The sequence below is a fragment of the Cupriavidus sp. 2KB_3 genome (genome assembly GCF_052115685.1).
Lineage (GTDB): Bacteria > Pseudomonadota > Gammaproteobacteria > Burkholderiales > Burkholderiaceae > Cupriavidus > Cupriavidus campinensis.
In genome coordinates this window covers 320,006-333,630 of the sequence record NZ_JBFRHD010000001.1, presented here as the reverse complement: position 1 = coordinate 333,630, position 13,625 = coordinate 320,006, and the positions used below count along the sequence as shown (strand labels likewise).

At 65.8% G+C, this 13,625-nt stretch carries 14 protein-coding genes and 1 tRNA gene; 4 read left to right on the top strand and 11 right to left on the bottom strand.

The annotated features are described in order from the left end of the window. Window positions 1-81 precede the first annotated feature (81 nt). Both AB4120_RS01575 and rpsU read left to right on the top strand, forming a co-directional pair. Window positions 82-157, top strand: a tRNA-Asn gene (locus AB4120_RS01575). Window positions 158-662: 505 nt separating this feature from the next. Then, the gene (gene rpsU, locus AB4120_RS01570; protein ID WP_029044331.1) at window positions 663-875 is read left to right on the top strand and encodes a 30S ribosomal protein S21; all 213 of its coding nucleotides are present in this window, start codon (window positions 663-665) and stop codon (window positions 873-875) included. Window positions 876-947: 72 nt separating this feature from the next. Here rpsU and AB4120_RS01565 read toward each other — a convergent pair whose 3' ends face one another. Then, complete coding sequence (locus AB4120_RS01565) at window positions 948-1,565, bottom strand: LysE family translocator (protein WP_149135557.1); 618 nt, start codon at window positions 1,563-1,565, stop codon at window positions 948-950. Window positions 1,566-1,588: 23 nt separating this feature from the next. Then, window positions 1,589-2,119 (bottom strand): PaaI family thioesterase, encoded by a 531-nt coding sequence (locus tag AB4120_RS01560; RefSeq protein ID WP_144199378.1) that lies wholly within the window; start codon window positions 2,117-2,119, stop codon window positions 1,589-1,591. Window positions 2,120-2,246: 127 nt separating this feature from the next. Here AB4120_RS01560 and nodI point away from each other — a divergent pair, with 127 nt between their 5' ends. Further along, complete coding sequence (nodI, locus tag AB4120_RS01555) at window positions 2,247-3,140, top strand: nodulation factor ABC transporter ATP-binding protein NodI (RefSeq protein ID WP_262389641.1); 894 nt, start codon at window positions 2,247-2,249, stop codon at window positions 3,138-3,140. 1 nt (window position 3,141) lies between these two features. After that, complete coding sequence (locus tag AB4120_RS01550) at window positions 3,142-3,996, top strand: ABC transporter permease (RefSeq protein ID WP_441641774.1); 855 nt, start codon at window positions 3,142-3,144, stop codon at window positions 3,994-3,996. 77 nt (window positions 3,997-4,073) lie between these two features. On the opposite strand, the gene AB4120_RS01545 is transcribed toward AB4120_RS01550, so the two are convergent. The 9 genes from AB4120_RS01545 to trpB form a co-directional block, all read right to left on the bottom strand. Then, a complete protein-coding gene (locus tag AB4120_RS01545; protein ID WP_441641773.1) occupies window positions 4,074-5,282 on the bottom strand; it encodes an O-succinylhomoserine sulfhydrylase in 1,209 nt (402 codons plus the stop codon). A gap of 24 nt (window positions 5,283-5,306) precedes the next feature. Further along, window positions 5,307-6,836: an amidophosphoribosyltransferase gene (gene purF / locus AB4120_RS01540; RefSeq protein WP_144199386.1), complete on the bottom strand. Its 1,530-nt coding sequence runs from the start codon at window positions 6,834-6,836 to the stop codon at window positions 5,307-5,309. 85 nt (window positions 6,837-6,921) lie between these two features. Continuing rightward, window positions 6,922-7,419, bottom strand: coding sequence for a CvpA family protein (locus tag AB4120_RS01535; protein WP_149135553.1), 498 nt, complete (start codon window positions 7,417-7,419; stop codon window positions 6,922-6,924). Window positions 7,420-7,466: 47 nt separating this feature from the next. Then, entirely contained in the window at window positions 7,467-8,222 is a 756-nt protein-coding gene (locus AB4120_RS01530; RefSeq protein ID WP_441641772.1) for an SPOR domain-containing protein, read from the bottom strand. 50 nt (window positions 8,223-8,272) lie between these two features. Continuing rightward, window positions 8,273-9,583 carry a bifunctional tetrahydrofolate synthase/dihydrofolate synthase gene (gene folC / locus AB4120_RS01525; RefSeq protein WP_149135551.1) on the bottom strand — a complete coding sequence of 437 codons (1,311 nt, stop codon included), beginning with the start codon at window positions 9,581-9,583 and terminating at the stop codon, window positions 8,273-8,275. A gap of 84 nt (window positions 9,584-9,667) precedes the next feature. Next, the gene (accD, locus tag AB4120_RS01520; RefSeq protein WP_149135550.1) at window positions 9,668-10,540 is read right to left on the bottom strand and encodes an acetyl-CoA carboxylase, carboxyltransferase subunit beta; all 873 of its coding nucleotides are present in this window, start codon (window positions 10,538-10,540) and stop codon (window positions 9,668-9,670) included. A 193-nt stretch (window positions 10,541-10,733) separates the two neighbouring features. Beyond that, the gene (trpA, locus tag AB4120_RS01515; RefSeq protein ID WP_149135549.1) at window positions 10,734-11,531 is read right to left on the bottom strand and encodes a tryptophan synthase subunit alpha; all 798 of its coding nucleotides are present in this window, start codon (window positions 11,529-11,531) and stop codon (window positions 10,734-10,736) included. A gap of 8 nt (window positions 11,532-11,539) precedes the next feature. Further along, window positions 11,540-12,424 carry a DNA-methyltransferase gene (locus tag AB4120_RS01510; RefSeq protein WP_144199396.1) on the bottom strand — a complete coding sequence of 295 codons (885 nt, stop codon included), beginning with the start codon at window positions 12,422-12,424 and terminating at the stop codon, window positions 11,540-11,542. Further along, window positions 12,424-13,617 carry a tryptophan synthase subunit beta gene (trpB, locus tag AB4120_RS01505; RefSeq protein WP_441641771.1) on the bottom strand — a complete coding sequence of 398 codons (1,194 nt, stop codon included), beginning with the start codon at window positions 13,615-13,617 and terminating at the stop codon, window positions 12,424-12,426. The genes AB4120_RS01510 and trpB overlap by 1 nt, the downstream gene beginning before the upstream one ends. Window positions 13,618-13,625 lie beyond the last annotated feature (8 nt).

Sequence of the window (13,625 nt, the reverse complement as noted above, 5' to 3'; positions counted from 1 at the left end):
GCAGGTTTCGATGGATAAGAAAACGTCGAAAAGTTGTTGACGAAACGAAGAGAAGCTGGTTATAATTTCTTTCTCAGCTGTTCCCCGATAGCTCAGTTGGTAGAGCGCCGGACTGTTAATCCGTAGGTCCCTGGTTCGAGCCCAGGTCGGGGAGCCAAGAAATACAGAAGCCAGCAGGTTAGCGCCTGCTGGCTTTTTTGTTTTCTGCTCACCACTCGCAACACCCTGCCGCGTCTGCGATCTTTTGGCGCGGGCCTTCGCGGCGCGTGGCCCCCCCCCTTTGCGGGCGCAGCGCCACCCTTGGCTTCGCACGGCCTATCGGGCACTTTTTCCCGCATTTTTCGCATATATGCGCCCCGTGCGCGCCTTGATCTTGACTCCAGGCTCGTATACCTGTAAAAGCTTACCGGCGTATCATTTGCGCAATATCCAAGGAAACAGGTATCCCGCCAAGTTTTTTACTACGTAGGAAAATTTGGCCCTTCACCCCTGACACTGGCAGTCCGGACCCCGGTCCAAGCTTGCAGGTTCGACGGGGGCGCACCTCGGCATTCGCCGCAGCGTGCAATACCACCGTCGCAGAAGGCTCCGGAGCCCCACGGCGACGACGTTTCCCCCTCGTATGAACCCGCCGCCCCGCGGCATTCCCTCAAAGGACTGAGTTGACTAAGATCGTTCTGAAACCGGGTGAACCCGTTGAAGTTGCAATGCGTCGTTTCCGTCGCGCCATTCTGCAGACTGGCCTGATCGTGGAACTGAAGAGCCGCACCGCCTACGAAAAGCCGACGACCGAGCGCAAGCGCAAGAAGAAGGCTGCCGAGTCGCGTCTGCGTAAGCGTCTGCGCATGCAAATGCTGCCGAAGAAGCTCTACTGATTCGCGCATTGCATAAAAAAACCGCCAGCATGCTGGCGGTTTTTTTTCGTCCCGGCTCACCCGATCAGGTCATCAGGTGCGCGTGGCGATCAGCGCGCCCGCCCCGATGAGTGTTATGCCCCCGGCACGTTGCACATTGGACTGCGCCCGGCGCGTGGTCAGCCGGCCGGCCAGCGAGCGCGCCAGCAGCGCGTAGACCATGGCGTTGGCGCTGGCCAGCACCACGAAGGTCGGGATCAGCACCGCTGCTTGCGGCCAGAATGCCTGATGCGCATCCAGGAACTGCGGCACGAATGCCACGAAGAACACGATGCTCTTCGGGTTCAACGCCGTCACGAGCCACGCCTTGGCAAAACGCTGTCCTGCGCTGCCCGCCTGCGCCGGCACGTCGAGCGCACTGGCGCGGCTGGCCGAACGCAACGCCTGCACGCCCAGATAGACCAGATAGGCCGCCCCGGCCCACTTCAGCGCCGTGAACAGTGTGGCCGAAGCCGCCAGCACGGCACCCAGGCCGGCCATCGACAGCGTGAAGGCCGTGAGATCCCCCGCCGCCACCCCTGCCACCGTGGCAAACGCACTGCGGCCCCGATGGGCGAGTGCATCGCCAATCACGAGCAGAATCGTTGGCCCCGGAATAATCAGCAGCACCAGGCTCGTCAGCGCGAACGCCAACCAGTGTTCAAACGTCATGGTGTTCTCCTCTTAGCTGTCATTCAGGCCGGCAGCGGGAACAGCAGGCATGTGGTGGTGGCGTAGGCGTAGAGCTTGCCCTGCGCGTCCGTGAGCCGCCCTTCAGCAATGCCGATCTGGTTGGTCAGGCTTACGACGTTGCCCTCCGCGCGCACGGGGCCGGTGTTGCTGGTCAGCGGGCGCACGTAGTTCACCTTAAGCTCCAGCGTCGTATAGCCCTTGCCGGCCGGCAACATGCTGTGTACGGCACATCCCACACAGGAATCAAGCAGCGTGGCCGCGTAGCCGCCATGCACGGTGCCAAGGGGATTGTAGTGCTCCGGCCCCGGGGTGCCCTGGAACACCACACGGCCCACCTCGAACGCCACCGGCAGGAAGCCGACCAGATTGCCGATGGGGATCCCCGGCAGCTTGCCGCTCAGGATATCGTCAAAGAACTCCGCCCCGGAGCGCGCGCGCAACTGGTCGCGCGTAATCAGCCCCACCGGCGCCAGTTGCGCACGCACACGCTCCTCGTCGGCCTGCCACTGGGCCAGCACGTCTTCCACGCTCATCTTGTCTCCCCTGTCATCGCGGGGAATTGGCCCCGCACTCCGGAACGATACCTGCAAACCGGCATAATGGCGGGATCGCACTCACCGGGCCTTCGCCTTGACTGCTGCCACCCCTCCCATCCTGCAGATGCGCAACGTGCGCAAGCTGTATGGCGACACGGTTGTCGTCGACAACCTCGACCTCGAAGTCCAGCGTGGCCAGTGTTTCGGCCTGCTCGGCCCCAATGGCGCCGGCAAGACCACCACGCTGCGCATGCTGTTGGGTCTCACCACGCCGGCCTCCGGCACGCTCATGCTGTGCGGGGAGCCGATTCCGCAGCGGGCACCGCAGGCGCGCATGCGCGTGGGCGTGGTGCCGCAGTTCGACAACCTCGACCCGGATTTTTCCGTGATCGAGAACCTGCGTATCTTCGGGCGATATTTCGGCCTGTCATCGGCCGAGATATCGCGGCGCGTGCCGATGCTGCTGGATTTTGCGCGGCTGGAGAACCGGGCCGACGCGCAGGTGCGTGACCTCTCCGGCGGCATGCGCCGCCGCCTGACCGTGGCGCGGGCCCTGATCAACGATCCGGACCTGCTGGTGATGGACGAGCCGACCACCGGCCTGGACCCGCAGGCGCGCCATCTGATCTGGGAGCGGCTGAAGTCCCTGATCGCGGCGGGCAAGACCATCCTGCTGACCACGCATTTCATGGAAGAAGCCGAGCGCCTTTGCAATCACCTTTGCGTGATCGACGGCGGCCGCAAGATTGCCGAAGGCAAGCCCCACGAACTCATCGACCGGGAGATCGGCTGCGACGTGGTGGAGATCTACGGCGACGAACTGGAGCCGCTGCGACACCGTGTGACGCCGCTGGCCGAACGGACCGAGATGCGGGGCGAGACGCTGTTCTGCTACGTGCGCGAACCGGGCCCGCTGCTGGCCGCGCTGCACGGCAATGGCAGCGTGCGCTACCTGCACCGGCCGGCCAACCTCGAGGACGTGTTCCTCAAGCTGACCGGCCGCGACATGAGAGACTGAAATGAGCGAACAGGACCCCCGCACGCCCGACGTGACGGCCAACGCGCCCCGCCCCGCCCCACCGCCCCGCCAGCACTATCCCCAGCCGCTGCTGCCGCGCAACGCGCGCAACTGGATGATGGTCTGGTATCGCAACTTCATGGTGTGGAAGAAGCTCGCCATCCCGTCGATGATCGGCAACCTGGCCGACCCCATGATCTACCTGTTCGGGCTCGGTCTGGGGCTGGGCCTGCTGGTCGGGGAGGTGCATGGGGTGTCGTATATCGCCTTCCTGGCAGCGGGCACCACGGCGTCGAGCGTGATGATGTCGGCGAGCTTCGAGTCGATGTACTCCGCGTTCTCGCGCATGCACGTGCAGCGCACGTGGGAGGCCATCATGCATGCCCCGCTGACGCTGGGTGACGTGGTGCTGGGCGAGATACTCTGGGCCGCCAGCAAGGCCGTGCTGTCCGGCGTGGCGATCATGCTGGTGGCGGGCGCGCTGGGCTATGCGCAGTTCCCGGGCGCGCTGGCGGCGCTGCCGGTGATCGTGCTGGCGGGCATCGCCTTCGCGAGCCTGGCGATGATCGTCACGGCGCTGGCACCAAGCTACGACTTCTTCATGTTCTACCAGACGCTGGTGATGACGCCGATGCTGTTGCTCTCGGGCGTGTTCTTCCCGCTCGAGCAATTGCCGGCCGGCGCCCAGGCCGCGACGCAGGTCTTGCCGCTGGCCCACGCGGTGGCGCTGATCCGCCCGCTGATGCTGGGCCGTCCGGTGGAACATGGGGGATTGCACTTGGCCGTGCTGGCGGTGTACGCCGTGGCCGCGCTGCTGGTGGCGCTGGTGCTGCTGAGGCGCAGGATGCTGCGCTGAGGTGCGGGATACGCCCTCTCCCGGCACCGGGAGAGGGGTAAAAACAAAACGATTTACTGGCTTACTGGCTTGCTGGCTTACTGGCCCAGACCGCGCAGCAGGTCGGCCTTGATGTCTACCACCGATTCCAGGCCCACGGCCAGGCGGATCAGCCCTTCGGTAATGCCCGCCGCCGCCTTCGCTTCCGGCGCCACGCGACCGTGCGTGGTGGTGTACGGATGCGTGATGGTCGTGCGCGTATCGCCCAGGTTGCCCGTGATCGAGCACACCTTCGTGCTGTCGATCACGCGCCAGGCATTGGCGCGCTGCTGCTCGGGCGTGGCGCCCTTCAGCTCGAACGAGACAATCGCCCCGCCGCCGCTCTGCTGGCGCATGGCGATGTCGTACTGCGGATGGGACTTCAACGCCGGGTGGTACACCTTGGCCACAGCCGGATGCGCCTCCAGGAACTCCGCCACCGCCAGCGCGCTCTGCGAATGCCGCTCCATGCGGATGGCCAGCGTCTCCATGCCCTTGAGCATCACCCACGCGTTGAACGCGGACAGCGTCGGGCCGGCCGTGCGCACGAACGGGAAGACCTTGCCCATGATGTAGTCGCGCTTGCCGACCACCGCGCCGCCCAGCACCCGCCCCTGTCCGTCGATGTGCTTGGTGGCCGAATGCACCACCACGTCCGCGCCGAACTTGATCGGCTGCTGCAGCGCCGGCGAGCAGAAGCAGTTGTCCACCACCAACAGCGCGCCCGCATTGTGGGCGATGTCGGCAATCGCCGCGATGTCCGAGACCTCGGTCAGCGGGTTCGACGGCGTTTCCAGGAAGAACAGCTTCGTGTTCGGCTTGACGGCGGCACGCCACGCGGACAGGTCGCCCGTGTCCACGTACGTCGTCTCCACGCCGAACTTGGCCAGGATTGTGTTGAACAGCGTCATGGTCGAGCCGAAGATCGACCGCGAGCTGACCAAGTGGTCACCCGATTGCAGCGACGCCAGCGCCACGGACAGGATCGCGCTCATGCCCGATGCCGTGGCCATGCACGCCTCGCCGCCTTCCAGCGCCGCCAGCCGCGACTGGAACATCGACACCGTGGGATTGGTGAAGCGCGAGTACGTGTAGCCCTCTTCCGAGTTGGCAAACCGCTCGGCCGCCTCGGCGGCGCTGTGGAAGCAGAAGCTCGAGGTCAGGTACATCGCCTCGGAATGCTCCATGAACTCGCTGCTGCGCAGCGTGCCGGCACGCACGCCGAGGGTATCGATGCCGAGGGACTCAGGTTGGAACGGTTCGCTCATGCTGCTGGCTGTCTTCTGATCGGATTATTCGTGGTTGCCCGAGCGCTGCAGGTGCAGTTGCGAGCGCTCCGTGTCGGCGTTCGTGCCGTCGCGGTCAGCCTGGCTGCGCGCGGTCTCCAGGCGCACCAGGTATTCCTCGTCGATATCGCCGGTGATGTAGCGGCCATCGAAGCACGAGGCGTCGAAGTCGCGCAGCGCCGGGTTGATGTCGCGCACGGCCTGCTTCATCGCTTCCACGTCCTGGTACACGAGCTTGTCGGCGCCAATCATCTGCGCCACTTCCTCGTCGGTGCGGCCGTGGGCCACCAGTTCGCTGCGCGTGGGCATGTCGATGCCGTACACGTTCGGGTACTTCACCGGCGGCGCTGCCGAGGCGAAGATCACCTTGTTGGCGCCGGCGTCGCGGGCCATCTGCACGATCTCGAACGAGGTGGTGCCCCGCACGATGGAATCGTCGACGATCAGCACGTTCTTGCCCTTGAACTCCACGCCCATGGCGTTGAGCTTCTGGCGCACCGACTTCTTGCGCACGGCCTGGCCCGGCATGATGAAGGTGCGGCCCACGTAGCGGTTCTTGAAGAAACCCTCGCGGTAGTCCACGCCGAGCGAGTTGGCTACCTGCATGGCGGCCGGACGGCTCGAGTCGGGAATCGGCATGACCACGTCGATGTCGCCGGTGGACACTTCGCGGCGGATCTTCTCGGCCAGGTAGTCACCCATGCGCAGGCGCGCGTCGTAGACGGGCACGCCATCGATGCACGAGTCCGGGCGGGCCAGGTACACGTACTCGAAGATACAGGGCGTCAGCACCGGGTTCTCGGCGCACTGCTTGCTGTAGAACTTGCCGTCCATGTCGATGAAGATGGCCTCGCCGGGCGCCACGTCGCGCTCCATGCGGTAGCCCATGCCTTCCAGCGCCACGGACTCCGACGCGATCAGGTATTCCTTGCCGGTCGGGGTGTCGATGCTGCCGATGCAGAGCGGGCGGATGCCGAACGGATCGCGCACGGCCAGCAGGCCGTAGCCGGCGATCTGGGCGGTGATCGCATAGGCGCCCTTCACGCGGCGATGCATGCCGGAGACGGCCTTGAAGATCGCCTCGGGGTCCAGGGACAGGCCGTCGCTGCCGCGCTGGAGTTCGTCGGCCAGCACGTTCAGCAGCACTTCGGTGTCCGAATGCGTGTTGATGTGGCGACGGTCGCGGCGGAACATTTCCTCGCGCAGCTGTTCCGAGTTGGTCAGGTTGCCGTTGTGGGCCAGGATGATGCCGTACGGCGCGCTCACGTAGAACGGCTGGGCTTCTTCCTCGCTCGAGGCGGAGCCGGCCGTCGGGTAGCGCACCTGGCCGATGCCGGACGTGCCCGGCAGGCCACGCATGTTGCGGGTGCGGAACACATCGCGCACGAGGCCGTTGGCCTTGTGCATGTGGAAGGTGCTGCCGTTGGCCGTGGCGATGCCGGCTGCATCCTGTCCGCGGTGTTGCAACAGCAGCAGGCTGTCATAGATCAATTGGTTGACAGGGCTGGTGGAAACCACGCCGACGATACCGCACATGCCGAACTCCCAGGAAAGGCAACTTTGATTCAGGGGGCGCGGTCCCGGCTGCACCCGGTTGGAGGGGACGGGACCCGCGTTGACTTCAGGTCTTTACATACTTGGCCAGGTCCGGCGGCAGCCATTGCCGCAGCTCGTCCATGGCCTGCATCACATAGGGGCGCGACACCGCGTCGCGCCAGAATTGTTCTTCCGGCAGCTTGGTGAGCCCGGCCAGCACCACGACCAGCATCACGATCAGCACGCCGCGCGCGAGGCCGAATACCAGCCCCAGTCCGCGATCCGCGGGCTTCAGGCCCGTGGTTTCCAGCAATTGGCCGAGGATGGCGCCGGCCAGTGCCGACACGATCCAGGTTCCGAAGAACACCGCCAGGAAGCCCAGCGCGCTCCGCGTAAGCTGCCCGCCGGGCAGCGATTCCGGCATCCACTGAGCCGCCATCGCGCCGAAGTGGTAGGCCAGCAGGAAGGCCACCACCCAGCCCACCAGGGCCAGCACCTCGCGGACCAGCCCGCGCAGGATGCCGATCAGGCCCGAGGCCACGAGGATGAAGGCAACACCGTAATCGAAAAAAGTAAAAGCCATGCGTCTGGCGCTTGTTCCTGGCAGATGACCCGTCAGATGGGGGCGATTTACAGTTCCACCACCTTGGAGGTCAGGCCCACGGCCTTGACCTTCTTGTCGGCCGCATCGGCGGCGTCACGATCGGTGAACGGGCCGGCGCGCAGCAGGATCCGCTCGCCATCGGCAAGCGTCTTTTTCTCAACATAGGCCGGCACCTTGCTGGCCTTCAGCTTGGCGAGCCAGTTCTTCGCACGCTCCTCGGACGAGAACGCGCCAATCAGGATCATGAACTTGCCGCTGCCGGTGGCCTTGTCAGCCGGCTTCTCGGCGGGCTTGGTCTCGGCGACCTTGGTATCGGGCCTGGCTTCTGGCTTGGCTTCGGGCTTGACCTCGGCACGCGGCTTGTCGGCCGTGGCGGGCGCGCTGACGAGTTCCTCGCCAGCATCCAGCGCGGCGTCATTGCGCGCCGCGGCTGGCGTGGGCGGCAGCGGATCGGCCTTGCGCGCCTCGACCTTCGGCTTCTGCGTGGCGCCCTGTCCGTTGGCCACCTTGACCGCCACGTCTTCCGAAACCGGACGCGGCTTGTGTTCGAAGACGATGGGCAGCACGATGACCGCCGCCACAAGCAGCACCACGGCGCCGATCAGGCGGCGCCGCGCGCGTTGCTTCTGCGGGAAGTCGGGGTCGAGGGTGTCGTCGGCGTATTCCTCGTTCAACCGGCGCGACGCGCCGACGCCGGCGCCCACATCCGCGCGCGTACGACGACCGCGCTCCGGTGCCGGGTCAGAGCCCTTGCGGGACGAGAACAGCGAAAGCAGGCCCATGGATGCCGATGCCTAGAGAGTGATTCGGTGCGATGTCATTCCGGCGGCGATCAATTCGCCTGCGTGGCGCGATACGCGAGCACGCCGGCCACCGTGTAGAACGACCCGAAGACCAGGATTCTATCATTCTCGGTCGCTCTCTCGATGGCATCGCGATACGCCAGTTCGGGACTGGAGAAGCACGCCGCCGTATTGTCGGGGCCTTCGCGGAAGCCGCCTGCCTCAAGCTGCTCGCGCAGGTCCGCCGCGCTGGCGGCGCGGTCGGTAGGCAGGTCGCAGAAGCACCAGTGGTCCACCTTGTCGGCCACATGGCGCAGCACGCCGGCAATGTCCTTGTCCGCCATCGCCCCGAACACCGCGTAGGTGTAGCGGAAGAAGCCCATGTTCTCGAGGTTCTGGCCCAGTGTGGCGGCTGCATGTGGATTATGCGCCACATCCAGTATCACCGCGGGGCGGCCCGGCATCACCTGGAACCGGCCTGGCAGTTCGACGAAGGCGAGCCCGTTGCGCACCTCCTGCGCGCTCACCGGCAGGCGCGGGCGCATGGCCTGCAGCGCCGCCAGCGCCGCAGAGGCGTTCAGCAACTGGTTGGCGCCGCGCAGCGCTGGATAGCCCAGGCCGTTCAGCTTGCGGTCCGGGCCAATCCAGTCCCACTGCTGGCGCTCCTGCCCCTTCGCCGCCTGATGGTGGAAATCGCGACCCACGAGCCACAATTCCGCGCCGATGGCCTCGGCATGGTCGATCAGCGATTTCGGCGGCATCGGGTCGCCGCAGATCGCCGGCACGTTCGGGCGGAAGATGCCCGCCTTCTCGAAGCCGATCTTCTCGCGCGTGTCCCCGAGGTACTGGGTGTGGTCGATGTCCACGCTGGTGATGACCGCACAGTCTGTATCGATCACATTCACCGCGTCGAGCCGGCCGCCGAGGCCCACCTCGAGGATCATGGCGTCCAGCCCGGCTGCCGCGAAGGCGTGGATGATGGCCAGCGTGGTGAATTCGAAGTAGGTCAGGCTGACCGGATCGGCAAAGCTCGTGCGGGCGCGCTCCACCGCTTCGAAGTGCGGCAGCAGCTGCGCGTCGGTGGCCATCTCCCCGTTGATGCGCGCGCGCTCGTTGAACGTGATCAGGTGTGGCGAGGTATGCATGCCCACCTTGTAGCCGGCCTCGAGCAGGATGCGCTCGAGGATCGCGCACGTCGAACCCTTGCCGTTGGTGCCGCCCACGGTGAAGACCACCGCGTCGATACGCAGGCCCAGCGCCTCCTTGACGCGCGTGATGCGGGTCAGGCCCATGTCGATGCCCACGGGGTGGGCGCTTTCCAGATGGGTCAGCCAGTCGGGGAGATTGTGGAAGATGGGCATGGGAAAACCAGATTCAAAACGGGAAAAACAAAATGGCGCGGGTGGGGGCACCCGCGCCATTGTCCTGCATTCGCACGAATCGTGTCAGGCTACCGCGTCCGCCGGTTGCTTCTGCAGCAGCGCCAGCAGTTGCGCCAGCTCGGCGCGCAGCTTGCGACGGTCGACGATCATGTCGATCGCGCCCTTCTGCAGCAGGAACTCGGCGCGCTGGAAGCCTTCCGGCAGCTTCTCGCGCACGGTCTGCTCGATCACGCGCGGGCCGGCAAAGCCGATCAGCGCCTTGGGCTCGGCAATCACCACGTCGCCCAGGAAGGCGAAGCTGGCGGAAACGCCGCCCATGGTCGGGTCGGTCAGCACACTGATGAACGGCAGCTTGGCGTTGGCCAGCTGGTTCAGCATGGCCGTGGTCTTGGCCATCTGCATCAGCGACAGCAGGCTTTCCTGCATGCGCGCACCGCCCGTGGCGGTAATGCAGATGAACGGCACCTTCTGCTCGAGCGCCGCCTGCGCGCCGCGCGCGAAGCGCTCGCCCACCACGGAGCCCATCGAACCGCCCATGAACTCGAACTCGAAGCAGCTCACCACCACCGGAATGGTGTGGATGGCACCGCCGATGACGACCATGGCATCGGTCTCGCCGGTGTCTTCCATGGCGGCCTTGATGCGGTCCGGGTACTTCTTGGTGTCCTTGAACTTCAGGGCGTCCACCGGCACGATTTCCTGACCGATCTCATAGCGGCCCTCGGCGTCCAGCAGCGCGTCCAGCCGCTCGCGCGAGCGGATGCGCATATGGTGGTCGCACTTCGGGCAGACGTGCAGATTGGCCTCGACGTCGGTCCGGTACAGCGTGGACTCGCACGCCGGGCACTTGACCCACAGCCCTTCCGGAATGCCCTTGCGGGTGGAGGGGTCGGTCTGTTGAATCTTGGGAGGCAGGAGTTTATCCAACCAGCTCATGAAAGCTCCTTTCGGATAGCCGCCGCCCGCGCGCCAGCCTGCATGCGCAGGCGCTGACGGTGGGACGGCAGGGAATCAGGCCGCGAATTTACCATGCCGGGCCGGTCTGGCCGAAGCAAATCGCATCGATTGTGATATATAGATCACAATCAAGCGATGCCGATGTCGGCATGGCGTCACGTTTTGCCGTCACTCAGGCGTCCAGGGCCTGCCGGATTTCGGCGATGAAGTCGCGCAGCGCGGTCACCGCCTGGTCCCGCGGAGCGTCTTCCAGCAGTTGCACCAGCCGGCTGCCGATCACCACGGCGTCCGCCACGCTGCCGATGGCGCGCGCGGTCTGGGCATCGCGGATGCCGAAGCCCACGCCTACCGGCAGGTTGGCGTGGCGCTTGATCAGCGGCAGGCGGCTCGCCACGCTGTCCAGGTCGATCGTGGCCGAGCCGGTCACGCCCTTGAGCGATACGTAATAAAGATAGCCGCTGGCGACCTTCGCCACCGCCTCGATGCGCGCATCGGTGGAGGTCGGCGCGAGCAGGAAGATGGGATCCATCTCATTGGCGCGCATCAGTGCGGCAAACGCCTCGCACTCCTCGGGCGGATAGTCGACCACGAGCACGCCGTCCACGCCGGCCGCGCGGGCGGCCTTGGCGAAGGCCTCGTCGCCCATCCGCTCGATCGGGTTGGCGTAGCCCATCAGCACGACGGGCGTGCTGGCGTCGGTTTTTCGGAATTCTGCGACCCAGGCGAGCACCTGCGTCAGCGTCACGCCCTGCGCGAGCGCCCGCTCGGACGCGCGCTGGATCACCGGGCCGTCGGCCATCGGGTCCGAGAACGGCACGCCGAGTTCGATCACATCGGCGCCGCCGGCCACCAGCGCGTGCATCAGGTCCACGGTCAGGCCGGGCGCCGGATCGCCGGCGGTGATGAACGGAATCAGGCCCTTCTTCTGCTGCGCGGCCAGGGCCGCGAAAGTCTTCTGGATGCGGGACATGTCAGGAATTAGATAAGGCGTTGGACGGCGGCGTCGGCTTCCGCGGCATCGTCATTGGCTGCGGGGGCGGCGGCGGGAACCGGATCTGGAACGGCGGGCGTGACCAGCGGAATGGCCGCCTCCACCCGCTGCCGCACCAGCTGCGCGTACTCAGGATTCATCTCATAGCCGACGAAGCGCCGGCCATGGCGCACGCAGGCCACGGCGGTGGTACCGCTGCCCGTGAACGGATCGAGCACGAGCCCGCCCGGCGGGCAGCTCGACAGCACCATCCGCTCCACGATCTCGAGCGGCTTCTGGGTCGGATGGTCGGCGCGCTCGGGGTCCTGGCGATGGATGCGGGACACGCTCCACAGGTCCTTCGGGTTGTACCCCACCTCGAGCCACTTCTTGCCCTCGAAGCGCGGCCGGCTGCGCGCCTTCTTGGTCTCGGCGTCGTACGGAATCCGTACCGGGTCGAGATCGAAGTAGTAGTCGCGCTGGCGGGCGAAGAAGCCGATGTTGTCATGCACCGATGAATACTTGCGGGTGGTGCCTCCCATGCTCGGCACGCGGCGGTCCCAGATGATCTCGTTGATCATGGTCAACCGTTGCTTGAGCATCACGAACAGCTCGGGCGAGTACTGCCACGTGCAGAACAGGTAGAGCGAGCCGCGCGGCGCGATTTTCGGCACGATGGCGTCCATCCACCGCTCGGACCATTCAAGGTAGGCCTGGCCCGAGAGGCGGTCGGAATCGTTGCCGTAGTCCTTGCCCAGCCCATAGGGTGGGTCAGCCACGACGAGATCGATGGAGCCGTCGGGGATCTTGGAGATCCCCTCCAGCACGTCTTCCTGGTAGAGCCGCAGCGCGGAGGAGTCCAGCAGGTCGGATTCGGGAGGCAGCACTTGCATCAGAGCTTCAGCCCCGCACGTTCGGCCACGGTGTGCATGTCCTTGTCGCCCCGGCCGGAGAGGTTCACCAGCAACAGCTTGTCCTTCGGCAGCGTCGGCGCCAGCTTGCACGCGTAGGCGATGGCATGGCTCGACTCCAGCGCCGGGATGATGCCCTCGATGCGGCAGCAGTCATGGAAGGCCTTGAGCGCCTCGTCGTCGGTGATCGGCACGTACTGCGCGCGGCCGATGTCCTTGAGCCATGCGTGCTCGGGGCCTACGCCGGGATAGTCCAGGCCAGCCGAAACCGAATGGGTCTCGATGATCTGGCCGTTGGCGTCCTGCAGCAGGTAGGTGCGGTTGCCGTGCAGCACGCCCGGCAAGCCGCCGGTCAGCGACGCCGCGTGGCGGCCCGTCTCCAGGCCGTCGCCGGCGGCTTCCACGCCGATCAGCTGCACATCGGGATAGTCGATATACGGGTAGAAGATGCCCATCGCATTGGAGCCACCGCCCACGCACGCGATGACCGCGTCCGGCTGGCGGCCTGCCAGCTCGGGCATCTGCACCTTGGCTTCCTCGCCGATCACGCACTGGAAGTCACGCACCATCATCGGATACGGGTGCGGGCCAGCCACGGTACCGATGATGTAGAACGTGGATTCCACGTTGGTCACCCAGTCGCGCATCGCTTCATTGAGTGCGTCCTTGAGCGTGCGCGAGCCGGACTCCACGGGCACGACGGTGGCGCCGAGCAGCTTCATGCGGTAGACGTTGGCGGCCTGGCGCTGCACGTCCTCGGCGCCCATGTAGACCACACATTCCATGCCGAAGCGCGCGGCAATCGTCGCCGTGGCCACGCCGTGCATGCCGGCGCCGGTTTCGGCGATCACGCGCTTCTTGCCCATCTTGCGGGCCAGAATCGCCTGGCCGATCACATTGTTGATCTTGTGCGCACCGGTGTGGTTCAGGTCTTCGCGCTTGAGGAAGATCTGGGCCCCGCCGAGCGTCTCGCTCCAGCGTTGCGCATGGTAGATCGGCGACGGGCGGCCGACGAAGTGCTTCAGCTCGCGCCGGTATTCGGCGTCGAACGCAGGATCGTTCTGGGATTGCGCATAGGCTTCGCGCAGCTCGTCCAGCGCGTGAACCAGCGTCTCGGAAACGAAGGTGCCGCCATAGGGGCCGAAATGGCCACGGGAATCGGGCAAGTCGTACATGTCCAGGC